Below are 24,873 nucleotides of genomic sequence, written 5' to 3'. Positions count from 1 at the left end.
AACGTTCAGACAGGAGGACGCTATGGGTGATAATATATGGCAGAACGTATTTCAGGAGATATTTAAAAAGAACTTGGAGCTTATGAAACAGGAACCGGAAGCCGTGGGGCTCAATGCTTTGTTTGACCGTGCGGGAGCGTATGAACAGCTGACGATCGGAGAGGTGCGGCTAAAGACCGGCAGGATCGAGATTGGAGATCCGCTCTGCTACATAAATACGAAATATTCCTGTACGCTGGAGGAGACGGTGGAGCCGGGGAGCTATCCGGTATCGCTGTCAGTGATCGATCATCCGGTCTTTGGATTCCGCTTCCTGGCGGCGAAACTGGACGTGAACGGAAAGACGCCGGTCCGCTATGAACTGGCCATGCCTCAGGGCTATACGATTGAAGATAAAGATAAACCGGGAGTATTTGCCATGTTCGGTGTGGATACGGGGCTGGCCTGTATCTGTGACAGGGCTGTTTCTGTCGTTTATGATGATTTTATAAAAGAGTGGCGCGGGAAGAATCCGGACAAAAATCTCTATGACGACTGCTTTGCGGAGGCCATGAAGGCTTATGCAAAACAGTATCCCCGATATCAGAGGGAGGACGGCGATTATATGGACTGGTGTCCGCCGGGAAGCGATGAAAATCTGATTCTCTTTACCAGTGGTTTCGGTGACGGTGCGTACAGCGGTTACTGGGGGTTTGACGAAAATGGGGACAAGGCGTGTCTTGTGATCCGTTTTATCGATCCGGAGGCCTACGACGTTCCCATGCCGGAGCTTCCGCGGCGTAAGAAGTTCTTCATGAAGGCGGAAGAGATAAAGCCGCTGCTGGAGAGCGGCCAGTTTGGAATCGCCACCGATAAGATTATGGTGGAAGGCTCCAAAGTGGGCTATATGGTGCGTAATGAGCCGCAGGAGGAACACCCGGAGGACAGCGGATGGATCTTCTATGAGGGATCGGAAGACCGGGAATACTGCGAGGACAGCGGGCATTTCGGACTCTATGATCTGAATACGGTGGCAAACTATGATCCCGATATCATTCCGCTTCTTGACGCCCCTGCGGGCATGGCATTTTTCCGCGGTGAAGATGGGAAATTCTATGTGGATGCGGGTGCGAACGGAGGGAATTGAGAATAGAAAAATGACCAGAACTTTTCGGCACCTGACTCACAGGGGTTGACAAATGCTGAAAAAACCTCTATGATATCACCATAAAGAAAAAAGGTAATGAAGAAGAGGAGTACGTTCATAACCCTGACAGAGAGAACCATTCACCGGCTGAAAGATGGTTAAGGAAGTGTGTGCGGAAGGTAGCTTTGGAACCGGAGTGCTGAAATACAGTGGTGTTCAGTAGGCGCTCACGCGTGGTTTGCGTTAAAGACCGTGAGAGCTGTGGCGCAGACTGCCGCAGGAAAAAAGGTGGTACCGCGGATTATTCGCCCTTTGCATGGAATACATGCAGAGGGCTTTTTTTAATTTCACAGGAAAGTTCGTTCTATGAATAAAAACCCTCCGGGAGGATGCGCACTCCGCGCTAAGGAAGTATGGCCGCTGAAGCGACCGCGCTCCGGCGCGAGAGTCCGGCTCGGGAGTGCTGCTTTTTGGTAGTATTGTGTTTTTATGACAGACAAGTAAATGGAAAGGAGAATCGCCGTGGAACCTTTGTTTATCAATACATACCAGATGACACCCGAGCTGCTGCGGGAGTATACGAACTGTATGACAGCCCCGAGGCGAAAGGTTCTGCTTGTATTCGGAATCCTGTGTTTCATCTGGGGAATCCTGTTTACCTCTCATGCAGCGCTGAGAGTTCTGCTGCCTGTTCTGGGAGTAACAGCGATCCTTTGCAGCGTGTTTTACAGTGCCTGGCTTGCGAAGAAGAATTACAGGAGATATGAAATGAGCCACGCCGGGCTGGATAAAGCAATATCCTTTTATCCGGACAGAATGGAATGTGTGAATGACGGCGGGGAGTCAAAGACCTTTTACTATAGACATATAACCAGAGAGAAGGAGTCTGGCAGTCTATATTCCATTGTTGTAAAAAATGAAACCGGTATTATCGTAAAGAAGGATTCCTTTCAAAAAGGGACCTTCGAAGAGTTCCGGGAGTTTATGAAGCAGGGAAGGCATAGCTTTCCGGAAAGATATGAGGCCTCGGACAGAAACGACGCCCCATCATTTGAAAATTCATATCAGGTCACGCCGGAACTGCTTCAGGAATACACGAAATGCATGACAGCTTCGAGGCGAACCGTCCATATCGTACTTGGAGTCGTGTATCTGGCCTGGGGGCTGTTATTCCCGGTCCATATCGTGCTTAAGCTTCTGCTGATTGTCCTGGGAGTGCTGTTCCTTTTCCTCAGTGTGTTTTACAGCTCCAGGCTGGCAAAAAGGAACTACAGAGTCTATGAACTGAGCCATACCGGAATGGGAAAGACCATATTGTTTTATCCGGACAGAATTGAGTGTGCAAATGACGGTGAAGCGGCGAAAACATATTATTACAGCCAGATTTCCAGGGTGAAAGAGTCAAGCGGCCTGTACGTCATTGTCATAGAAAAAACCATAGGCATTATGGTAAAGAAAGATGCTTTTCAAAAAGGAGATTTCGAAGAGTTTCAAAACTTCATGAAACAGGGCAGACAGCCTTAGAAAAATCAGAAAGAAAACAGATAAGGAGAATACCATGAAAGAACTAGAAAAAAATTATAATCCTGCCGAAATTGAGGGCAAGATATACCAGAAATGGCTGGACAGGAAGTATTTCCACGCAGAGCCAAATCCGGACAAAAAACCGTTTACCATTGTGATGCCTCCGCCCAATATCACAGGCCAGCTTCATATGGGCCACGCGCTGGACAACACCATGCAGGACATTTTAATCCGCTACAAACGGATGCAGGGATACGAGGCGCTCTGGCAGCCAGGTACGGATCACGCGGCGATCGCCACAGAGGTCAAGGTAATCGAGAGCTTAAAGAAGCAGGGCATCGATAAGGAGGACCTGGGCCGTGACGGATTCCTGGAGAAATGCTGGGACTGGAGAAAGGAATACGGCGGACGCATTATCAACCAGCTGCATAAGATGGGTTCCTCCGCAGACTGGGACAGAGAACGTTTTACCATGGACGAGGGCTGTTCGGAAGCGGTGCAGGAAGTATTTATCCGTCTGTATGAGAAAGGCTATATTTACAAGGGGTCCAGAATCATCAACTGGTGCCCGGTATGCCAGACCTCCATATCGGACGCAGAGGTAGAGCATGTGGACCAGGACGGATTTTTCTGGCATATCAACTATCCGGTAGCGGGAGAGGAAGGTTCCTTTGTGGAGATCGCAACCACGAGACCGGAGACGCTTCTCGGCGATACGGCTGTGGCAGTCAATCCGGAGGATGAGCGCTACACCAATCTCGTTGGAAAGATGCTGGAGCTGCCTCTCACGGGACGCACCATCCCGGTGATTGCCGACTCCTACGTAGACAAAGAATTCGGTACCGGATGTGTAAAGATCACACCGGCCCATGACCCTAACGACTTCGAGGTGGGCAAACGCCACAATCTTCCGGAGCTTACGATTATGAACGACGACGCGACCATCAGTCTGCCTGGCAGCAGGTACGATGGGATGGAGCGCTACGAGGCCAGAAAAGCCATCGTAGAGGATTTGAAGGAGCTGGGCCTTCTCGTAAAGGTGGTTCCCCATACCCACGCCGTAGGTACTCACGACCGCTGTAAGACCACGGTAGAGCCGATGGTGAAGCAGCAGTGGTTTGTACGCATGGAAGAGATGGCAAAGCCGGCGATTGAGGCGTTGAAGAGCGGAAAACTGAAATTTGTGCCGGAGCGTTTCGATAAGACGTATCTGCACTGGCTGGAGAGCATCCGCGACTGGTGTATTTCCAGACAGCTGTGGTGGGGCCACAGGATTCCGGCCTATTACTGCGACGAATGCGGAGAGACTGTTGTAAGCAAGGAAAGACCGGAGAAGTGTCCGAAATGCGGATGCACTCACCTTACTCAGGATGAAGACACGCTCGATACCTGGTTTTCTTCTGCTCTGTGGCCGTTCTCCACGCTCGGATGGCCGAACGAGACAGAGGACTTGAAGTATTTCTACCCGACAGACGTGCTGGTGACCGGTTACGATATTATTTTCTTCTGGGTAATCCGTATGGTGTTCTCGGGAATTGAACATACTGGAAAACTGCCGTTCCATACCGTGCTGATGCACGGCCTGGTCAGAGATTCCGAAGGCCGCAAGATGAGCAAGTCCTTAGGCAACGGCATCGATCCGCTGGAAGTCATTGACAAGTACGGCGCGGACGCCCTGCGTATGACACTCATTACCGGCAATGCCCCTGGAAACGATATGCGTTTCTACTGGGAGAGAGTGGAAGCCAGCCGGAACTTCGCCAACAAGGTATGGAACGCTTCCCGCTTCATGATGATGAACATCGAGAAGGCGCCGGACAGCCAGGCGGAGCTGTCTGATCTGACCATGGCGGATAAATGGATCCTCTCCAAGGCCAACACCCTGGCCCGCGATGTGACGGACAATTTAGACAAGTATGAACTGGGAATCGCCCTCCAGAAGGTTTATGATTTTATCTGGGAGGAGTTCTGCGACTGGTATATCGAGATGGTAAAGCCGAGACTCTGGAACGAAGAGGATACCACAAAGGCAGCGGCCATCTGGACCTTAAAGACCGTGCTGATCAATTCCCTGAAGCTGCTTCATCCGTATATGCCGTTCCTCACCGAGGAAATCTTCTGCAATCTTCAGGACGAGGAAGAGTCCATCATGGTATCCGCATGGCCGGAATATAAGGAGGAATGGAACTTTGCCGAGGAAGAGCATGCGGTAGAGACCATCAAGGAAGCGGTAAGAGGCATCCGGAATGTCCGGACTTCCATGAACGTTCCGCCGAGCAAGAAGGCAAAGGTATACGTTGTATCAGAGAACAGCGAAATCCTGGATATCTTCGAGCACAGCCGCGTATTCTTCGCCATGCTGGGCTATGCCAGCGAAATCGTGCTAAAGAAGGATAAGGAAGGAATCGGCGAAGATGCCGTGTCCGCTGTGATCCATCAGGCAGTCATCTATATGCCGTTTGCCGAGCTGGTTGACATCGAGAAGGAAAAGGAACGGTTAAAGAAGGAAGAGGAACGGTTATCCAGGGAGCTGTCCCGCGTAAAGGGAATGCTGAGCAACGAGAAATTCGTAAGCAAGGCGCCGGCAGCCAAACTGGAGGAAGAAAAGGCGAAACTGGAAAAATATACACAGATGATGGATCAGGTGAAGGAGCGTATCGCTCAGTTAGGCGAATAAGAGCGCGCAGCCTGTCCTGTTTACCAATCTTTATAAGAAAAGAGTCGAACCCGGCGGAAAAAATCTGCCTGGTTCGACTCTTTTTTTCGTGTGAGATACGGAAACTCTCTCTCCCTCATGTTTGGCGGTATGCGGCGAGGTCTATCAAGCGGCAAAGCTTTGTGATTGGTGTGTGAAACGCATGGACGGTCCGGTGCAAACAGATGTTTGACCATAAAATGTCGAATCATGATGAAAATACCGGGAAAAAGGCGATGAAAAACAGGAATCAGGGCCGCCGTTTTGACAAAATCTGAAGGTCTCTCTGACTATAATGTTCATACAGGGCAGGAGGTGAGAAAACTTTTAGTGACGGTTGACTTATACATAGATGTGTTTTTTGTCATAAACATGATCCTGGATTATCTTGTGCTTTCCATAACCGGAAAGGTGATGAGATACCGGGCGGGCAGATACAGAATCGTGCTGGGCGCTGCTTTGGGAGCTGCCTGGGCCGTCCTGTGCGCGGCATTTCCGTCCATTCCCCCCGCAGTCTCTTTTTTTATGACCTACGCCGTGGTCAGCTGCCTGATGGTGGTGACGGCGTTCGGCGTCAGAAAGAAGCGGGAGATTGGCAAGGCTGTAGCCTGCCTCTATCTGGTGACCGTCATGATGGCCGGAGCCATGCAGGCTCTCTACCAGCATACGATGGCCGGTTATTATATAGAACAGATCCTTCGCGGAAATAACCGGGCGGCCATGCCGTTTTACCGGCTGCTGCTGCTGGCTGCCGGCGCTTACTTCGGCGTGAGGTGTATCCTGGGCTTCGTTTTGGAGGCCAGAAAGAGCCGGAACCATTTCTACGAGGTAACGATGCATTACAGAGGGCGGAAGAAGACGGTGACAGCGCTTCTCGATACCGGTAACCGGCTGTATGAGCCAGTGACGCACCGGCCGGTTCATGTGGTGACCTACGAGGCGCTTAAGGAACTGTGCGAGAGCGTGTCCTCTGTCATATACATTCCGTTTGGGAGTGTGGGAAAGAAGGAAGGCGTGATGCCCGGAATTTTCCTGGATGAAATGGAAATACGCCAGGGCAGTGACGTGAAAATTATAGAAAAGCCTCTGGTGGCTGTCTGCCGCCGTCCCCTGTCTGTGGACGGGGAATACCAGATGCTTCTGCATGAAGATTAGTTTCAGATGAAAAGGAGAGATTACCGATATGATATTAAAAGTTTCCGTACCAAACCGTTTCCAGTTTAAAGCCGTACCCACGTTTAAGACGCTGATGATGCCGAAGCAGGGAGAGATTCATTACATTGGCGGCGCCGATATTCTTCCGGCCCCACTGGATAATGAGTCCGAGGCGAGAGTGATTGCCATGCTGGGAGGCGAAGACGACCAGAGCGCAAAGTCGGAGCTGATCGAGCATAATCTCCGCCTTGTCGTCTACATAGCCAAGAAATTTGACAATACCAGCGTCGGCGTAGAGGACTTAATCTCCATCGGAACCATCGGTCTGATCAAGGCGATCAACACCTTTAACCCTGAGAAGAACATCAAACTGGCCACCTACGCGTCACGCTGTATTGAGAACGAGATTCTCATGTATCTGCGGCGCAACAATAAGACGAAGATGGAGGTATCCATCGATGAGCCGTTAAATGTGGACTGGGATGGAAATGAACTTTTGCTGTCCGATATTCTGGGAACAGACGAGGACGTGATCTACAAGGATTTGGAGACAGAAGTGGAACGCAATCTCTTAAATTCCGCCATCAGCCGGCTGAGCCCGAGGGAGAGAAAGATCGTGGAGCTCCGCTTTGGCCTGTCCGACGAGGAGGGGGAGGAAATGACCCAGAAAGAGGTGGCCGATTTGCTCGGAATCTCCCAGTCCTATATTTCCCGTCTGGAAAAGAAGATTATGAAGAGGCTGAAAAAAGAAATTGTGCGTTTTGAGTAGCGGAAGGAATTAATATTTATCCGTTTTTTCTTTAAAAAATATTTGATCTATAGTATAATAATAAAATGTGGCACGTCGGAAAGGTATAAGGCTTTCCGGGTGCCACTTTTTATGTAGTAGGAAAGTACTCCTATTACATAAAAAGCCCTCCGGGCAGTACTCCTTGTTCCCTTGCCCGAATAAATAAGATTATTTTCGCAACTTTTTGATAACAGCAAACGTCTAACAGACAGAAGAGGAGAGAGGAGGAAGAATATTTGAAGAAGAATTTAGAAGCTGAAGCTGAAGCTGAGAAAATACTCCTGACCAATTATGAAAAGTATTATCGTCTCGCCTACAGCTATGTGAACAACGAACAGGATGCGCTGGACATTGTCCAGGAAAGTGCTTATAAGGTGATGAAAGATATTAGTAAGGTGCGGGAGCCGGATTATTTATCCACCTGGATCTACCGCGTGGTGATGAACACGGCCGTCGATTTTCTGAGGAAGAGACAGAAGGAGAGCATCGGTCTGGAGGGGGTGGAGATCTCCCACGAGGATGTCTATCATGAGGATGATCCGATGGAGCTTCTCAAGTCACTGGAGGAAAAAGACCGTACCATCGTGGTATTAAAGGTTATAGAGGAACTGAAGCTGGAAGAGATCGCTGTGGTACTGGATTTGAATGTCAACACGGTAAAAGCAAGACTGTACCGGGCACTGAAAAAACTCAGAATCGAACTGAAGTCGGAAATGTCATAGAAAGGGGACACATTATGGAAAACGACAGCAGAAACAATTTGGAGAAGTTAAAAGAAGAATATCATAACATTCCGGTGCCGGCCTCGGCCAGGGAAAACATGATGGCAGGAATTGAAAAGGCAAAAAAAGAAAAGAGGATGAGAATCGTGATACAGTTTACAAAGAAGACAGGATTAACAGCGGCGGCCGCGCTGCTCGCCATCACTGTGATGGCAAACGTAAGCCCCACGACCGCAAATGCCATGGAAAATATTCCGGTGCTCGGAACCATTGCCAAGGTGGTAACCTTTCGCACCTTTGAAGATACAAAAGATAATTATGAGGCGAAGATCGATATTCCCCAGGTATCCATCGGAGATCAGGCGAACACAGAGGTCAACAAGTCCATCGAGGAGTATGCGAACCAGCTGATCGCCGAATACGAGAAGGAAGTGACAGAGGACGTTGCCGGCGAGGGCCATTACTCTGTAACCTCCAGCTACCAGGTGGTGACAGACAATGATAAGTATCTGTCTCTGCGCATCAACACAACCGTGATTATGGCCAGCGGTGCGGACTTTGTGAAGATCTTCACAATAGACAAGGCAACAGGCCAGGTAGTAACCTTAAAGGACTTATTTCGGGATAAAGCGGATTATATTCAGGCTCTCAGCGATAATATAAAAGAGCAGATGAGGGCTCAGATGGCGGCGGACGATTCCAAGATGTATTTCTTTGAATCCGGCGAGGAGGCCGCAGAGGACTTCAACCAGATTACCGGTGACGAGAGCTTCTATTTCAACGAGAATGGAGAGCTGGTGCTTGTATTTGACGAGTATACCGTGGCTCCGGGATATATGGGAGTTGTGGAATTTACCATCCCGAAATCGGTAACGGGAGATATTGGCTGATTGGAATAATTTAGAATAAAGAGTCCGGCTGTCCGGATTCTCCCATGAAATCAAAGCAGCAGGCGTCTGGACGAAAGAGTCCGGATGCCTGCTGCTGTTTTTGGTTGCGTCCTGTCTCATACAATGATATAATTTTTCGACCCCACTCTTTCAATAAAAAATTTACAGGAGATGAAACTTTTCACATCCTGAGTTTGTCAATAAAGTAGACGGGAACAAATACAGCATGCCTGTGAAAGGAGACAGAAAACAAAATATGAAACAGGATCATTATGACATTGTGGTAAATTATATCATTGCAAATCAGAAGAAGTTTTACAGGCTGGCCTATACCTATGTGAGAAACGAGAACGACGCGCTGGATATCGTTCAGAATGCCATCTGCAGCGCGCTGGAGCATTATGAGTCGATACGGGAGATCTCGTATATTAAAACCTGGTTTTACAGAGTGCTGGTTCATGAGAGCCTGAACTATGTCAGAAAGAAGAACCGGGAAATCGTGAGTGATGAACCGCTGGGCGGGGAGGCCGCCTATGTGGAGCCGGGCTACGGGGAGACGGAGGGGTTCTTTGAAGAGCTGGACCGTCTTCCGGCCGATACCCAGAATGTGATCAGACTGAGATTTTATGAGGAGATGTCTCTGCAGGAAATTGCTGCGGTTATGGAACTGAGTGTAAACACTGTAAAATCGAAATTGTACAGAGGGCTTAAATCATTAAAGGAGGAGCTGGTGATATGAGCAGATTGAAGGACAGCAAAAACGTATACGACAACATTCCGATCCCGGACCGGTTGGAGGAGACTGTGGCCTCAGCCATTGAGCAGGCCGCCGCGCGGCGAAAAGAAGAAAATGGTGTACCGGACCAGCCGGCAATGGATCGCCGGGACAGGAAAAAATGGAGAAGGCGGGGCAGAGTGATCTCCGGCTGTGGTCTGGCTGCTGCGGCCGCACTGACGGTAGTGGTCGCCGTCGGGGTTAATACCAGCCCGACGTTTGCCGAAGAAATACGGGGGATTCCGGTAATTGGAGCTATCGTAAGGCTGTTTACCGCAGAATCGTGGCAGTCCGACACGGATGATGCCGGAATCTCGGTGGAGGTCCCGGGAATTGAGATGATTCGCGGCGAGACGAAAAATCTGGCGGAAGAGATCAACGAGGAAATCAAGGCGAAGTGCGACGCCTACGCGGCAGCGGCCTTAGAACGGGCAAAGGAGTACAAAAAGGCATTCCTGGATACGGGCGGAACGGAAGCGGAGTGGAAAGAGCATGATATCCAGATTCGCGTATGGTATGAACTGAAAAGCCAGAACGATTCCCATCTCTCCTTTACGGTCAGCGGATCCGAAAACTGGGTCTCCGCCTACAGCGAGACGTATTACTACAATATCGACCTGACAAACGGAAGGTATCTGAGCCTGGAGGACCTTTTAGGGCCGGGTTACATGGAAAAGGCGAATGAGAGCATACGCGCCCAGATCAAAGCGCGGGAAGCGGACTCTGAAGTGAAATTCTTTACAAAGGCTGAAGGCGGCTTTGAAACCGTGACGGCGGATACACCGTTCTATATCAATGAGAAGGGCAATCCAGTCGTAGTATTTGAAAAGTATGAGATTGCGCCCGGGGCGCTCGGACGTCCGGAGTTTGAGATCGAAAGGCAGACGGAGGAGAAAGCGCCTGCGGAGACCACGGCAAAGGAGCGTATGACGGAAGAACAGGCGGAGTCCGGCGGCCTGGATAATTTCTCCGTGGATCAGAGCGAGGCGGAGGCCTTTGCCGGCAGAATTCAGAAGGCTGTCGCAGAACAGGATCTGGAGGCGCTGGCTGACTGCATCTCCTTCCCTACCTATATAGGTTTTCCGGATGAAGGCGTCGTGGTCAGTACGAGAGAAGAATTTCTCGCTTTCGGAAAAGAGAAGATCTTTACGGCTGATCTTATTTCCTCCATAAAAAATACGGATATTACGGCGCTGGAGGCGAGCATGGCAGGGTTTCATATGCAGGAGCAGTCGGAGGAGAGGAAACCAGGCATCACATTTGGTATCGTGGATGGAAAACTGGCTGTTAATGGAATCAATTACTGATCTGTAAAGTGAGGAAAGGCAGCCTCTCTGAAAAGGATACTGGACAGTCTTCCCGAAGATGCGCTTGACATGAGAGGTCTATCGTGATAGACTTAACACGAAGGACTACTGCGATAGACCAGAACCATGCGGCAATGATGGATTGGAGGGAGGCATTTACATGGAAGAAAAGAAGGAGATTCTTGAAAAGAATCAGATAGAAGAAAAGAAACTGTATGAGAGCGAATACCGTTTCATGAACCTGATCTGGGACAATGAGCCGGTGAATTCCACGGAGCTTGTGAGAATCTGCGGAAAAGAGCTGGGATGGAAGAAGTCCACCTGTTATACGGTCTTAAAAAAACTGGCAGGAAGAGGCTTCGTGAAGAATGAACAGGCCATCGTGAGCTCACTGATTCCCAGGGAAGAGGTTTTAAAGTACGAGAGTGAGACGGTAGTGGACAGAAACTTTGACGGTTCTCTGCCCGCCTTTGTGACTGCTTTTCTGAAGGACAGAAAGCTGACAGCGAAGGAAGCGGAGGAAATCAGACAGATGATAGAAAAGGCGGTGAAGTAATGGATGTGGATCAGATGATGATCACTCTTTTGAACATGAGCATTACCGCAGGCTTTGCCGCCCTTTTGGTGATGGCGCTGCGCCTGCTGTATAAGAGGCTTCCCAAGCGGTTTTCCTGTGTGCTGTGGCTGGTAGTGATCTTTCGCTTTTTATGTCCGTTTTCCCTCCAGTCGGCTTACAGCCTGCTGCCATTTTATTCGAATCCCCTGGAGGAGCGGATCATCTATGAAAACACGCCCTCCATTGATTCGGGGGTCTTCTTTATAGACCGTCCCGTGAACCAGGTTCTGGAGCAGACCATGACCGTGACCAATCCCTATATGTCGGTCAATCCCATACAGATCCTGCTGTTTGTGATGCTGGTAGTCTGGGAGGCGGGGATGCTGGTCTTCTTCCTCTTCCATTTTGCCGGGTATATCCGTTTGAAATGGAGGCTTGGAACGGCAGTGAAGATCCAGGAGCCCGATCCGGACCATGAGGATGAAAAAGGCCGGAGACCGGAACACGGGATTTATGAATCTGACCGGATTCCCGGCGCCTTTGTCATGGGAATATTCCGCCCGGTGATCTACCTTCCTTCAAACTTAACGGAGATGGAACGGGAGTGTGTCTTGAGGCATGAACGGATCCATATCCGGCGTCGTGACTATCTCGTTAAGCTTCTGGGGCTTCTGATGGTTATCGTGCACTGGTTTAACCCCATCGCCCATATAGCTTTCCGTCTGCTCTGCAAGGACATGGAGATGTCCTGTGACGAGGCGGTGGTGAGCGAGCTGGGACAGGGCGGAAAGAGGCAGTACTCGCTGGCACTCCTGTCTGCTGCGGAGAAAGGCAGCGGAGCGCGCCTGCCCCTGGCCTTTGGAGAGAGCCATACGAAATCGAGAATAAAGAATGTTTTAAACTATAAGAAAGCGGGCTTCAGGATCACGCTCTGCGCCGTGATCGTAACGGCAGCGGCCGTGCTGTGCCTCATGACCGTCAGGGAAAAACCCGTGGATCCGGAGGCGGTTTCCATCATTGGAGGCGGAGACGGTCCTACCAGCATTTTTATTGCAGGTAAGGATGACGGCGAGACGCCGGCTATGCCTGTGGAAATGCCGGATACCTCCTGGCTTTCCGGACAGGTATTGGAAAAGGGGCTTGAAAGTACCATTACCATAGATTACGCCTCAAAGGATCAGATCATTTTTCATGGAAGCTGCGGCCTGTTCAGTTTTCAGCTTAAAGACGGTAAATGGGTGCCGAATTTAATCATTGGGCCGGATGATACGGGAACCATCGACTTGGAGGCGATAACCAGCGCGCTTGATGCGGTGAAAAAGGAACCGGAATCGGAAGACAGCGTTCACAGAGAAGATTCTTTCGTCGGTAAGAATCCGACAGCCGGAAGTTCTTTTATCGATTACGATGTGGAAAAGCTTGCCGACGGAAGCATCGCCGTACTTGGAGGTATGGGTACCTCCTCGAGCAATGGAGGATTGACGGGAAAGCTGGTGGATGTATTTTACGGTTGGTACCATCCGGACGATATGGTGATGCATCAGGCATACTTATTCGCCGGAGACGGTACAATGGTGGAAAATAACAGCGGAGAGATCGAAGAGCGGCGGTACTTGTTTACGACCGACGGCGCTGATTACTTCCTCAGAACTCCGCAGACAGCTCTTGAATTTGAGCTGCAGGATGGAAAAGAGCCGGAAAGCCTTCATTTTCCATATGACCGGCTGGAGCTGGTGAGAAATGCAGGGGGATCTGTCCAGGTTCTGGATCCCATGGTGATCATGGGACAGCCGGAAAGCCAGAAGATGGTTCTGGCGGAAGGAAGGATCTACTATTACGGTGCGGCGAAGGCGGATATACTGAGCTTTAAATCTCATTCCCTGATCGGAATCCGCACGGATGGCAGCGACCGCCGGGTAGCCGGGATCGACTACTCGGTTTGCAGGGGTCTGTCCTACGACAACGGCTATCTCTATTATGAAGGCTGGAAAAATGCCATGGAGTTCCCGCGCCCGATTTACCGCATGAAGCCTGATTTCAGTGAGATAACAAAGCTGGGAGATTTTAACGGAAACCTGATATCCGTGGTGGATGGAACCTTCTATCTGTTAAGCGCGGAAAAACCAGCCATCGTGCTGACGCGGGAAGGCCGCTTTGACGAGGTTATGTATTACGATAAGTGCGGATACGACGCGAAGAACTATGAGTGCGTGGCGGCGTCCGCGGCCGACGGGAAGCTTGCGATGAAGTTCGTGAATCTGTCGGAGAACCGGGAGTATGTGAATTATGAGATTCCGCTGGCGGCGGGGGACTTGTGGAAGAAGGTAAATAAAAAGTGATTACCGGTGTGTTGGGTATAATTCATTACAGTAATAGAAAAAGATGCAGTTGCCAGGTAAATGGAATGATATTTATAATTGAGCAATCGTGTTTAAAATGTATATAGTGTGTTTTTTTCGAAGGCAGGATCATAAATACTGATCCTGTCTTCACTTTTTAGCTTAATAGTTTAAGGAAAAAGACTATAAAAATATAGTCGATACATGGGGGAGAATATGTAATAAATATAGATAATACCGGAGCAATAGAATTGAATTGACAATATGATGTCAAAGAGATATACTTAAATGACTAAGCGTATATAGTCATCTGCGCTCCGCAACACAAGTGAAAATTAGAGGCAATCCAATTATATTTGACATTTTTAATAGTTGAGTAATAAAAGGTGAGAGGTGCATAGGTACATGACTGGTATGTCGTGTATCTTAAGCATAACTATATTATAGGGAAAGCGTTGAGTCCGATGATTATTTCATTTTTATCCGATGCATTTAACTAATACGTTTATAAATACGAAAAGAGAGGTACTTTATGAAATTACTGAAAAAAATAATTGCAATGATAACTGGAGTCAGCCTGTTAGCCGTAACTATGAATTTTCCGTTTTTTGCTCAGGGAAACACAGCTTCTGCGCAAAGTGATTTCGAATCCCTGCTTAACGAGTATCATATCACGGTGCGAGGAGCGAGTGCCGAGATAAGTGCGAAAGAACTTAAGGGAATAATGAAAACAGGGAGTCCCTCCGCGCGTATACAAAAAATTAATATGAATACAGATGCGCCAGTCAGATTATCTGCAAAAGAGTTACTGGAACTGCAGTATTATAATACAGAAGGCGAAATGAGAGAGAGTTTTCTTTCAGAAGCACGCAATTCCGTAATTGATGTAGAACTGGTACGGGGAAAGACAACTTGGGGAATTGGAAGTTCTTTCACTCCGTATGAAGATCCTGATGCGGCTGCGCCGAGAAAAACAACAAATATTTCATATAAAAAGACGGAAAACCTAAAATATATAAAAACACAGGATCTTGTTGGGGAATGCAAGATCCTGTGTTTTTATATATAGAGCAAAAGTTAGATGTAATCAATGTGGACAAACTTCATGTGTTTCGGTATCAATTAATGATCCCAGTATTATCTTGCCACACTTGGAACAGCGCTGGGCGTCATAATATTTGGTGATACAGCCGCCATTGCTTTTCTTTGAGTGTTTGGATATCGTTCCTTCAACATAATCATGATTGCAGGCAGCATACTCGGAACGGTCGGAAGTATCAATTTTATATATGTTTCCGTCGGTATCGGTGAACTGGTAATCATATAAAATGGGACTGGAACTATTTGTGAGCTTAAAATCTCCACTTTGAAAAACGATAGTGTCAGAGGAACGAATGTTTAATAGAGGATTATTCGAACTATTGCAAACCATATCCAGTTCCGTTGGGGATTGGTAAGCAAAAGCAGTAAAACTGCTGCACAAAACCATACAGGAAGCTAGTAATACAGATAATCTTTTTCCGTGTTTCTTTTGTTTATCAGGAATCATAATTAAATCCATCCTTTCTTTGAGACCGTTGGACGAGTTACTGAATGAAGATGCGTAGGTGGTTCGATACTGCACGTCATTAGCTGCCATATCTATGATTAGCGAGGCATAATTTCTCCGATCCTTTTGATTCATTCCCAGTGTGACTATTTCATCACAGGAGGCCTCGACCGTTTTATTTAATTGAAGTTCAAGAAGATAGACCAACGGGTTAAACCAGTAGATGCAAGTGACAAGATGTCGTAGAAATAAAAATAATGTATCACAACGACGGATGTGAGTCAGCTCGTGTTTTAAAATAAGTCTTTGTTTTTCAGATGACAGGTTAGCAGGCAACACGATAAGAGGTGAAAGTATCCCCGCTGTAAATGGGCTTATACAATTTGATTGATATAGGCGGACTTTTCTTTTGATTCTCACAGTTTGACGATAATGATCGACATAATCTATAATATCTAGATCAGTGATTTCCGTCATAGACAACTGAATCAGTTTTTTAAACCGAAAATATTTTAACTGTTGCCAGACAAATGCGGCAATGGCCATGACAATCCAAATAAGCACAATCGTGAGATTTATCTGATAAGCAGAGTTTGTATAGGTACTGTGAGGAGTGGATACCATAATTGGAATATTTCCGGCAAGTTTAAAATCGGTCTGAGTTGGCGCATGGTGCAGAATCAGTTTTAGAAATCCTAACGGAGTCAGAAAAAAGAATAGCACGAGCTTCAATATGATATATTTCCAGCGATTGCTCAAACTATTTTTAAAAATTCTGACAGCAATTAAGTATAATAAAAATAAAATACTTCCGGTGAAGCACATTGTAAAAATAATATTCAATGTATTGTGTCCCTCCTTAAAACTTATAATTGATCCAGATATTCCTTTAATTCTTTAATATCTTCGGATTTTAAAGAGTGACTATCGGATAAGGCCGCTACAAATTTTTTTAAAGATCCACCGTAAAGAGCGTTAAGAACTTCAGAAGCCTTTTGTGCTTCATATTCTTCTTTCGTATACGCATAAATATATTTTCGCCCGTTTTTTACTACGAGACCTTTTTCAATCAGCCGGGTTAAATAAGTATTCACCGTCTGACGTTTCCATTCTTTGCCTAAGTGCTCAAAATATTCAATTAATTCATTGATAGTTATCCAGTGTTTACTTTCCCATAAGACGTTCATAATGGCCTGCTCAGCAGGTGTAATATCTTGCTTCATTCAACTCACTCCCAATGGTATGATATATACGACTAATAACATTAGTCGTATATATCATACCATTTACACAAGTTCTTGTCAATAAAAGAGCTGGATTGAGTGGAAAGTTATAATATAACAGCATCCGATGGCAATTTTGAAAAAATGATCAGCATCTTAGATATGACTATACATAGTAGTCTCATTAGAAATGCGTTTTAAAAGCTAAAGGCTGGCAACCTTTGAAGAAAAAATATTTCTATAGAATAAATAAAAGTAGGAAGGAAATTCAAAATTATTGAATTTTCTTCCTATTTATAAGCTCATAACGGAAATGCAGTTCGATGCTTCTATCTGATTACGTATTTCTCTCTATTTTTACGAAAGGTATCCCTTCATGCTTTTGAGTGCGTTTTTTTCCAGACGGCTGACCTGGGCCTGGCTGATGTGAATTTCCTCGGCTACCTCAGTCTGGGTCTTTCCCTCGAAGAAGCGCATGTCGATAATGTGGCGTTCCCGTTCGGGAAGGCGTTTCATGGCTTCATTTAAGGAGATGTCCTCCACCCAGTTTTCCTCCAGATTCTTTTTGTCGCTGATCTGGTCCATGACGAAGAGTGGATCGCCGCCGTCGGAATATACAGGCTCGTACAGGCTGACAGGGCTCTGAATGGCATCCAGAGCATAGGTGATGTCCTCCTTGCTGACGCCGATTTCATTGGCGATTTCCATGATGGTAGGCTCTTTTAAGTTTTTCTTCATGAGATTTTCTTTTGCATAGATGGCTTTATAGGCGGTGTCGCGTAAGGAACGGCTGACACGGATCGAATTGTTATCCCGAAGATAGCGGCGTACCTCGCCCAGTATCATGGGAACGGCATACGTTGAAAAGCGTACGTTCTGTGTAATGTCAAAATTGTCAATGGCTTTTATCAGGCCGATGCAGCCAATCTGGAACAAGTCGTCCACATTTTCGTTACTGCCTGAAAAACGCTGTATGACGCTGAGAACCAGTCTTAAGTTACCCTTAATATATTCCTCTCTGGCTTCCATATCGCCATCCAGGATCCTCTTAAATAAGGCTTCTTTTTCTTCGTTGTTTAAAAGGGGCAGCTTTGAAGTGTTAACGCCGCAGATCTCTACTTTGTATACAGGCATGTCTTTCCCTCCGCATCATTCTTTTTAGTCATAAAGGAATGATGTACTTATTCGGAGGCTTTTATACGATGCCAGATTTAAATTTTATTTCCATTTTCTGGCGGCGGTCCGCAAAGTGCCTGTTTATCGCATTGGCTCATACATCAGGTGCGCAGATGAGCCAGTGAATGTTTGCGGTCCGCCGCGTGAGCTGCGGATTTTATTTGTTTTTTTCGTAAAGAATGAGGAGACCTTTTAATAAAAGCGCCTCATCGTAATTGATTTTATGACGGCAGAGCGGGAGGACGGAAGGGGCCAGACCGCCCGTGGCTACGAGGCTTGCGGCCTGTCCCAGCTCTTCTTCCATGCGGTCGATGATGCCGTCAATCATGGCGGCATTGCCATAGAGAATACCGTTTTTCATGCAGTCGATGGTGTTCTTGCCGATGACCCGGGTCGGTCTGTTTAAACCGATGTAGGGAAGCTGGGCCGCGCGGCTGCTCAAAGAATCCAGAGAAACCCGGAGCCCCGGGAAAATGATGCCGCCTGTATAGTTGCCCGCCCTGTCAATGACGGACATGGTGGTGGCGGTTCCCATGTCGATGATAATAATGGGAGACGGGTAATCCTTAAGCGCGGCCACGGCGTCAACAATTAAGTCGCTCCCCACGGTCTTCGGATTATCCATGATGATATTAAGTCCCGTTTTCATGCCGGAGCCAACCAGCATGGGCGTCTTTCCGGTGATTTTCTTAACTGCAGAGAGCACCACGTCCGTCAGCGGCGGAACGACGGAAGAGACCACGGCCCCTTCAATCGAGGAAAGCGGCAGGTTATGGATTGCCATAATGTCTTTGATATTAACTGCGTATTCCAGGTCTGTCTTCCCCAGGTTCGTGGTGACACGCTCCACAAACCAGGTGCGGCTGTCATCAATACCGCCGATTACAATATTGCTGTTTCCCATGTCAATTGCTAAAATCATAAAGGGAACTCCTTTCCAAAATTTAGAGGTTATGGTATACTATGAGCACTTAGTGAGGTTTTTCACGAGTTTACCACATTTTAGGCAAAATAACAATGTAAGCAGAAATAAAAAGAAGTGAGGCAGGAGACGTTTATGCTGAAAGGAAAACATGTTGTTCTGGGAATTACGGGAAGTATCGCGGCATACAAGACGGCCGGACTGGCCAGCATGCTGGTGAAAAAGGGCTGCCATGTCCATGTACTGATGACAGAGAATGCGACTAATTTTATCAATCCGATCACGTTTGAGACACTGACAGGAAATAAATGCCTTGTAGATACCTTTGACCGGAATTTTGAATTCAGCGTGGAGCATGTGGCGCTCGCCAAGCAGGCGGACGTGGTGATGATTGCCCCGGCTTCCGCCAACTCCATCGCAAAGCTGGCTCACGGGCTGGCCGATGATATGCTGACGACGACCGTGCTGGCCTGCCGCTGCAGGAAGATCATTGCACCGGCCATGAACACGAATATGTATGAAAACCCGATTGTTCAGGATAATATAAAGATTTGTGAAAAGTATGGGATGGAAGTGATAAAACCGGCGGTGGGCTACTTGGCCTGCGGCGATACGGGAGCGGGAAAGATGCCGGAGCCGGCCGAGCTGTTCGACTACATTGAACAGGAGATCGGGGCGCAGAAGGATCTGGAGGGAAAGAAGATTCTCGTCACAGCGGGCCCAACGAGAGAGGCGATTGATCCGGTCCGCTATATCACCAACCATTCTACCGGCAAGATGGGCTGTGCCGTCGCTAAGGCCGCGGCTCTGCGAGGGGCTGATGTGACGCTGGTGACCGGAAAGACAGACACGCCCAAACCGCGTTTCGTAAAGCTGATCGAGATCCAAAGCGCCGCAGATATGTTCGAGGCGGTGACGGCAGCGGCGGCGGAACAGGATATTATCATTAAGGCGGCGGCCGTGGCGGATTACCGGCCTAAATCAGTGGGCACGGAAAAGACGAAGAAGACGGACGGAAATATGGCGATCGAGCTGGAGCGGACCGATGACATTTTAAAATGGCTGGGTGCGCACCGGAGGGAAGGCCAGTTTCTCTGCGGATTTTCCATGGAAACCCAGAATATGCTGGAGAATTCCAGGGTGAAGCTGGATAAAAAGAATATTGACATGATTGTGGCAAATAATCTGAAGGTGGAAGGCGCCGGCTTCGGCACCGATACGAACGTCGTGACCATCATCACGAGAGAGCGGAATCTGGAGCTGGAGAAGATGACGAAGGAAGAGGTCGCCGACCGGCTGCTGGATGAGATACTTGCCGTATCAGCAGATAAATAAAATGGAATGACAAAGGGGAAAATCATCATGAATACAGAGAAAAAAGAAATTATAGTTCCGGGGCAGCTGACAGGACCGGCGCTGCTCACCGGATATCTGATAAAAGAAGTGAGTGTGGCGCCGGACAGACAGCGGCCGGCTGTGATCGTCTGTGCCGGAGGCGGATACTGGCAGAGATCGGATCGGGAGAGTGAGCCCCTGGCGCTTCAGTTTATGGCCATGGGATGCCATGCCTTTATTCTCGACTACAGCGTTGCCCCGAACCATTTCCCAACCTCTGTGAGAGAGCTTGGGGAAGCGGTTGCCTATATCAGGGAACACGCGGCAGAGTGGAAGGTCGATCCGGCAAAGATCATCGTGTGCGGTTCTTCCGCTGCGGGCCATCTGGCCTGCAGTCTCGGCGTATTCTGGGACAATGAGCTGGTATATGATGCGATTGGCAGAACACCCGCACAAATTCGCCCGGATGGCCTGATCCTGTGTTATCCGGTCATTACAGGCGGCGAGTACGCGCATGTGAACTCCTTTAAGCGTCTGCTTGGAGACGATGTGACCCAGGAACAGAGAGACGCGGTTTCCCTGGAGAATTTTGTGACGGAACAGACGCCGAGGGCATTTATCTGGCATACGTATACGGACGAAAACGTTCCTGTGGAAAACAGCCTGCTTCTGGCAGCCGCCATGAAACGGAAGAATGTCAACTTTGAACTTCATATCTATCCCACCGGCGGCCACGGACTTTCTCTGGCCGACGAGGAGACGGCCGGGAACGGCTTCCAGGTGGTGGAACAGTGCCAGAGCTGGATTCCTCTCGTGAAAATGTGGCTGAAGCATTTCGAAGCGTCCTGTTAAAGAGGAATGTTCGCTTCACCACATGAATCTTGACTTTGTAATGGAATAATAATACAATAAAAAAGATTGACACGTAAAATTGGAGGAAACATTTTGTCGAATATAACTGAAGAAATAAAGAAGAGAAGAACCTTTGCCATCATTTCCCACCCCGATGCCGGTAAGACGACATTGACGGAAAAGTTTCTGCTTTACGGAGGCGCCATTAATCTGGCTGGCTCCGTTAAGGGAAGAAAGGCGGCAAAGCATGCGGTCTCAGACTGGATGGAGATCGAGAAGGAGAGAGGTATTTCCGTTACCTCCTCGGTAATGCAGTTCAATTACGACGGATACTGCATTAATATCCTGGATACCCCGGGGCATCAGGATTTCTCGGAGGACACATACCGGACCCTTATGGCGGCGGATTCCGCGGTCATGGTCATAGACGGTTCCAAGGGTGTTGAGGCGCAGACGATCAAGCTGTTCAAGGTCTGTGTCATGCGCCACATCCCCATATTTACCTTTATCAACAAGATGGACCGGGAAGCCAGGGATCCGTTTGAACTGATGGACGAGATCGAGACGGTGCTTGGAATCCGTACCTGTCCGGTCAACTGGCCGATCGGCTGCGGCCATGAGTTCAAGGGTGTCTACGACAGAAACAAGAAGACGATTACCACCTTCCAGGCCGCCATGGGCGGACAGAAGACGGTTGATGCCACCGAGGTACTTTTAGGCGATCCCCAGGTGGACTGGCTGATCGGCGAGGATTACCACCACCAGCTGATGGAGGACATCGAACTGCTGGATGGAGCCAGTGACGAACTGGATATGGATCGTGTCGGGAAAGGGAACTTGTCACCGGTATTTTTCGGATCGGCGCTGACGAATTTCGGCGTGGAGACATTTTTACAGCATTTCCTTCAGATGACGACAACGCCGCTGCCGAGACTGGCGGATAAGGGTGTGATCGATCCGTTTGAAGAGAAATTTTCGGCCTTTGTGTTTAAGATCCAGGCGAACATGAATAAGGCCCACCGCGACAGAATCGCATTTATGCGAATCGTATCCGGAAAGTTTGAGGCCGGCATGGAGGTAAACCACGTGCAGGGCGGCAGGAAACTCCGGCTGTCCCAGCCGCAGCAGATGATGGCTCAGGACAGAAAGATCGTGGAGGAAGCGTACGCAGGCGATATTATCGGCGTTTTCGATCCGGGTATTTTCTCCATCGGAGACACGTTGTGCCTGTCCAATGAGAAGTTTGAATATGAGGGAATCCCCACGTTCGCGCCGGAGCATTTTGCCAGAGTGCGCCAGATGGACACCATGAAGCGGAAGCAGTTTATAAAGGGCGTGAATCAGATCGCCCAGGAAGGCGCCATCCAGATTTTCCAGGAGTTCAATACGGGCATGGAGGAGATCATCGTCGGAGTAGTCGGCGAACTGCAGTTCGAGGTTCTCACCTACCGTCTGGAAAATGAGTACAACGTGGAAGTCAAGCTGGAGAAGCTCCCGTATGAATACATCCGCTGGGTAGAGAATAAGGATGAGATTGACGTTGCGAAGATTCAGGGAACCTCCGACATGAAGCGCATCAAGGATTTGAAGGATAATCCGCTTCTGCTGTTTGTCAACAGCTGGAGCGTGGGCATGGTTCTGGACCGCAATCCGGGCCTGAAGCTCAGTGAGTTCGGTAAAAATTAACGGGTAAATCAATAAGGAGGCAGCAGATATGAGTAAGATTGATGTAGTCAGGGCAGCGATGGTAGAAGCCATGAAGGCGAAAGACAAGCAGAGGAAAGATGCATTATCCATGCTTCTTTCTGCACTGAAGAATTTCGAAATCGATAAAAAGGATCACGAGCCGATTACCGAGGACGAGGCGAATACGGTTGTGAAGAAAGAGATCAAGCAGTCCCAGGAGACCTTTGATACAGCGCCTGCGGACCGGGATGACATCCGCGAGGAGGCGGCTTACCGCCTGTCAGTTTATAAGGAATTTGCGCCCGAGGATATGAGCGAGGAGCAGATCCGTGAGGTAGTGACAGCCGTATTGGCTGAGCTGGAGATCGAAAAGCCGGCGCCGTCAGACAAGGGAAAGATTATGAAAGTCCTCATGCCGAAGGTAAAAGGCAAGGCGGACGGCAAGGCTGTTAATGAGATTCTGGCTTCCATGATGAAATAACACGCGGCTTTACCGCCGCAGGAAAGGATAAGACATGTACAGAAAAGAGATTGAAGAGTTTATCGAGGCACACAGACAGGAGATGCTTGATGACATCTGTACTCTGTGCCGCATTAACAGTGAGAAAATGCCGTATAAAGAAGGCATGCCATACGGTCAGGGTGCATTTACTGCACTGGCTGAGGCACTTTCCATGGCTGAGGCCTATGGTTTCTCCATCACCAATTACGATAATTACGTGGGAACCGCAGACCTGAATGATAAAGAGAGCCAGCTGGATATTCTGGCCCATCTCGATGTCGTCCCGGCAGGAGAAGGCTGGAAGGAAACAGAACCGTTTGAGCCGGTGGTAAAGGGCGATAAGCTCTTTGGACGCGGCACCGCGGATGACAAGGGACCGGCAGTCGCAGCGCTCTACGCCATGAGAGCCGTGAAAGAGCTGGGAGTTCCTCTTAAGAAGAATGCACGCCTGATTCTGGGAACCGACGAGGAGTGCGGAAGCTCTGACATTGCGCATTACTATGCGATTGAAAAAGAGGCTCCGATGACCTTTTCACCGGACGGCTCCTACCCGGTGGTCAACACGGAAAAAGGCTCATTAAACGGTCACTTCACCGCTTCCTTCGCTCCGTCTGAGGCGCTGCCGAAGCTGGTTTCTGTAGAAGCCGGCATCAAGGTCAATGTAGTGCCGGGAAAAGCCCGCGCTGTGGTACAGGGAATCGATGTGGAGGTAATGGAGAAGGCCGCTGAGGCAGTGACCGGAGAAACCGGAATCCGTTTCGAATTCGAAGTGGAGGAAGATTCCGCGACGATCACAGCCATCGGTGAAGGCGCTCATGCGTCCAAACCGGAAGAGGGCAACAACGCGCTGACAGGTCTTCTTGTCCTGATTCAGAGACTGCCGTTTGCGGCCTGCGAGCAGATCAGTACCATTGGACGCCTTCTGGAACTGATTCCTCACGGCGACACCTCCGGTAATGCTCTGGGAATCGCCATGAGCGATGAGATCTCCGGAGATTTAACGCTGGCATTCAGCCTGCTCACCATCTCTGACAGCGAGCTGGATGGTACCTTCGACAGCCGATGCCCGATCTGCGCCACAAAAGAGAATGTACTGGATGCAGCAAAGGCAAAGATGGCGGAAAAAGGATTTACCCTTCTGAATGACTCCATGAGGCCGCCTCATCACGTGGATGGAGATTCCGAATTCATCAGCACGCTTCTTCGCACCTACGAGGAGTACACAGGCCGTAAGGGAGAGTGTATCGCCATCGGAGGCGGTACCTACGTTCACGAGCTGAAGAACGGAGTCGCTTTTGGCGCCGCCATGCCGGAGACGGATAACCGCATGCACGGAGCCGATGAGTTCGCAGTCATCGAGGAACTGATCGTCAGCGCAAAGATGTTTGCACAGGTAATTATCGATCTCTGTTCCTAAAATCCGTCTGTCAGACGAATTAATACTTGACAAATGGTATGATGTAGCGTAAAATACGCCTCATAAGTTAAAATCCTAGTCGAACTATAGGAATAGGCGAAGGGAGAAACCGCTATGAACCAGTTTAAAGCCATGCAGATGAATATGTACATGATGAACGGCATGATGATGTGCCGTATGTCAATGTGCGTAAAAAATCGAAAATGATATTCATTTGTATGGATTGTGATTGAAGTTTATGGCAAACAGGGAGATTGAATCTTGAATCGCTGTGGTCGCAAGTCTGTGCAGGGCTTGCGGCCTTTTTGTGTAATAGGGAAGTTGCTCCTTTA

The 24,873-nt window shown here is 48.6% G+C and carries 21 protein-coding genes and 1 other annotated feature; of the genes, 17 read left to right on the top strand and 4 right to left on the bottom strand.

Annotated features, from left to right (window positions below; translation table 11 throughout):
• The first annotated feature begins 22 nt into the window (after positions 1-22).
• From H8S80_RS22260 to H8S80_RS22205, 12 genes are all read left to right on the top strand, one after another.
• Positions 23-1,126 (top strand): immunity protein Imm33 domain-containing protein, encoded by a 1,104-nt coding sequence (locus H8S80_RS22260; protein ID WP_117630837.1) that lies wholly within the window; start codon positions 23-25, stop codon positions 1,124-1,126.
• Between the two features lie 87 nt (positions 1,127-1,213).
• Positions 1,214-1,442, top strand: a binding site (T-box leader).
• Between the two features lie 206 nt (positions 1,443-1,648).
• Positions 1,649-2,650 (top strand): YcxB family protein, encoded by a 1,002-nt coding sequence (locus H8S80_RS22255; protein WP_181987882.1) that lies wholly within the window; start codon positions 1,649-1,651, stop codon positions 2,648-2,650.
• Between the two features lie 34 nt (positions 2,651-2,684).
• Entirely contained in the window at positions 2,685-5,327 is a 2,643-nt protein-coding gene (locus H8S80_RS22250) for a valine--tRNA ligase (RefSeq protein ID WP_117630835.1), read from the top strand.
• Between the two features lie 348 nt (positions 5,328-5,675).
• Entirely contained in the window at positions 5,676-6,500 is an 825-nt protein-coding gene (locus tag H8S80_RS22245) for a sigma-E processing peptidase SpoIIGA (protein WP_025530449.1), read from the top strand.
• A gap of 28 nt (positions 6,501-6,528) precedes the next feature.
• The gene (gene sigE / locus H8S80_RS22240; RefSeq protein WP_002603561.1) at positions 6,529-7,269 is read left to right on the top strand and encodes an RNA polymerase sporulation sigma factor SigE; all 741 of its coding nucleotides are present in this window, start codon (positions 6,529-6,531) and stop codon (positions 7,267-7,269) included.
• 257 nt (positions 7,270-7,526) lie between these two features.
• A complete protein-coding gene (locus H8S80_RS22235) occupies positions 7,527-8,012 on the top strand; it encodes an RNA polymerase sigma factor (protein ID WP_117630834.1) in 486 nt (161 codons plus the stop codon).
• Between the two features lie 14 nt (positions 8,013-8,026).
• The gene (rsiV, locus tag H8S80_RS22230) at positions 8,027-8,902 is read left to right on the top strand and encodes an anti-sigma-V factor RsiV (protein WP_002603563.1); all 876 of its coding nucleotides are present in this window, start codon (positions 8,027-8,029) and stop codon (positions 8,900-8,902) included.
• A 256-nt stretch (positions 8,903-9,158) separates the two neighbouring features.
• Positions 9,159-9,641 carry an RNA polymerase sigma factor gene (locus H8S80_RS22225; RefSeq protein WP_025530450.1) on the top strand — a complete coding sequence of 161 codons (483 nt, stop codon included), beginning with the start codon at positions 9,159-9,161 and terminating at the stop codon, positions 9,639-9,641.
• A complete protein-coding gene (locus H8S80_RS22220; protein ID WP_117630833.1) occupies positions 9,638-10,984 on the top strand; it encodes an RsiV family protein in 1,347 nt (448 codons plus the stop codon). The genes H8S80_RS22225 and H8S80_RS22220 overlap by 4 nt, the downstream gene beginning before the upstream one ends.
• A gap of 160 nt (positions 10,985-11,144) precedes the next feature.
• On the top strand, positions 11,145-11,540 hold the full coding sequence (locus H8S80_RS22215; protein ID WP_002603566.1) for a BlaI/MecI/CopY family transcriptional regulator: 396 nt from the start codon (positions 11,145-11,147) through the stop codon (positions 11,538-11,540).
• Positions 11,540-13,879 (top strand): M56 family metallopeptidase, encoded by a 2,340-nt coding sequence (locus tag H8S80_RS22210; RefSeq protein WP_029466461.1) that lies wholly within the window; start codon positions 11,540-11,542, stop codon positions 13,877-13,879. The genes H8S80_RS22215 and H8S80_RS22210 overlap by 1 nt, the downstream gene beginning before the upstream one ends.
• A gap of 532 nt (positions 13,880-14,411) precedes the next feature.
• Positions 14,412-14,948 carry a hypothetical protein gene (locus tag H8S80_RS22205; protein WP_117630832.1) on the top strand — a complete coding sequence of 179 codons (537 nt, stop codon included), beginning with the start codon at positions 14,412-14,414 and terminating at the stop codon, positions 14,946-14,948.
• 18 nt (positions 14,949-14,966) lie between these two features.
• Here the strand turns inward: H8S80_RS22205 and H8S80_RS22200 are convergent, their stop codons facing one another.
• The 4 genes from H8S80_RS22200 to H8S80_RS22185 form a co-directional block, all read right to left on the bottom strand.
• Positions 14,967-16,271: a M56 family metallopeptidase gene (locus tag H8S80_RS22200; RefSeq protein WP_117630831.1), complete on the bottom strand. Its 1,305-nt coding sequence runs from the start codon at positions 16,269-16,271 to the stop codon at positions 14,967-14,969.
• A 23-nt stretch (positions 16,272-16,294) separates the two neighbouring features.
• Entirely contained in the window at positions 16,295-16,651 is a 357-nt protein-coding gene (locus H8S80_RS22195; protein ID WP_002603570.1) for a BlaI/MecI/CopY family transcriptional regulator, read from the bottom strand.
• A 357-nt stretch (positions 16,652-17,008) separates the two neighbouring features.
• A complete protein-coding gene (gene sigG / locus H8S80_RS22190; protein ID WP_002603571.1) occupies positions 17,009-17,785 on the bottom strand; it encodes an RNA polymerase sporulation sigma factor SigG in 777 nt (258 codons plus the stop codon).
• 199 nt (positions 17,786-17,984) lie between these two features.
• Entirely contained in the window at positions 17,985-18,749 is a 765-nt protein-coding gene (locus tag H8S80_RS22185) for a type III pantothenate kinase (RefSeq protein WP_002603572.1), read from the bottom strand.
• A 135-nt stretch (positions 18,750-18,884) separates the two neighbouring features.
• Here H8S80_RS22185 and coaBC point away from each other — a divergent pair, with 135 nt between their 5' ends.
• The 5 genes from coaBC to H8S80_RS22160 all read left to right on the top strand — a co-directional run bounded on the left by coaBC (position 18,885) and on the right by H8S80_RS22160 (position 24,541).
• A complete protein-coding gene (gene coaBC, locus H8S80_RS22180) occupies positions 18,885-20,084 on the top strand; it encodes a bifunctional phosphopantothenoylcysteine decarboxylase/phosphopantothenate--cysteine ligase CoaBC (protein ID WP_117630830.1) in 1,200 nt (399 codons plus the stop codon).
• 27 nt (positions 20,085-20,111) lie between these two features.
• Positions 20,112-20,936 carry an alpha/beta hydrolase gene (locus tag H8S80_RS22175; RefSeq protein ID WP_002603574.1) on the top strand — a complete coding sequence of 275 codons (825 nt, stop codon included), beginning with the start codon at positions 20,112-20,114 and terminating at the stop codon, positions 20,934-20,936.
• A gap of 93 nt (positions 20,937-21,029) precedes the next feature.
• Positions 21,030-22,622, top strand: a complete 1,593-nt coding sequence (locus H8S80_RS22170; protein WP_117630829.1) for a peptide chain release factor 3 — start codon at positions 21,030-21,032, stop codon at positions 22,620-22,622.
• A gap of 28 nt (positions 22,623-22,650) precedes the next feature.
• On the top strand, positions 22,651-23,103 hold the full coding sequence (locus H8S80_RS22165) for a GatB/YqeY domain-containing protein (protein WP_002603576.1): 453 nt from the start codon (positions 22,651-22,653) through the stop codon (positions 23,101-23,103).
• 34 nt (positions 23,104-23,137) lie between these two features.
• Positions 23,138-24,541, top strand: a complete 1,404-nt coding sequence (locus H8S80_RS22160; RefSeq protein ID WP_117630828.1) for a Sapep family Mn(2+)-dependent dipeptidase — start codon at positions 23,138-23,140, stop codon at positions 24,539-24,541.
• The last annotated feature ends 332 nt before the right edge of the window (positions 24,542-24,873 follow it).

Source organism: Hungatella sp. L36 (assembly GCF_014288035.1).
This window is presented reverse-complemented; position numbering and strand designations above follow the sequence as displayed.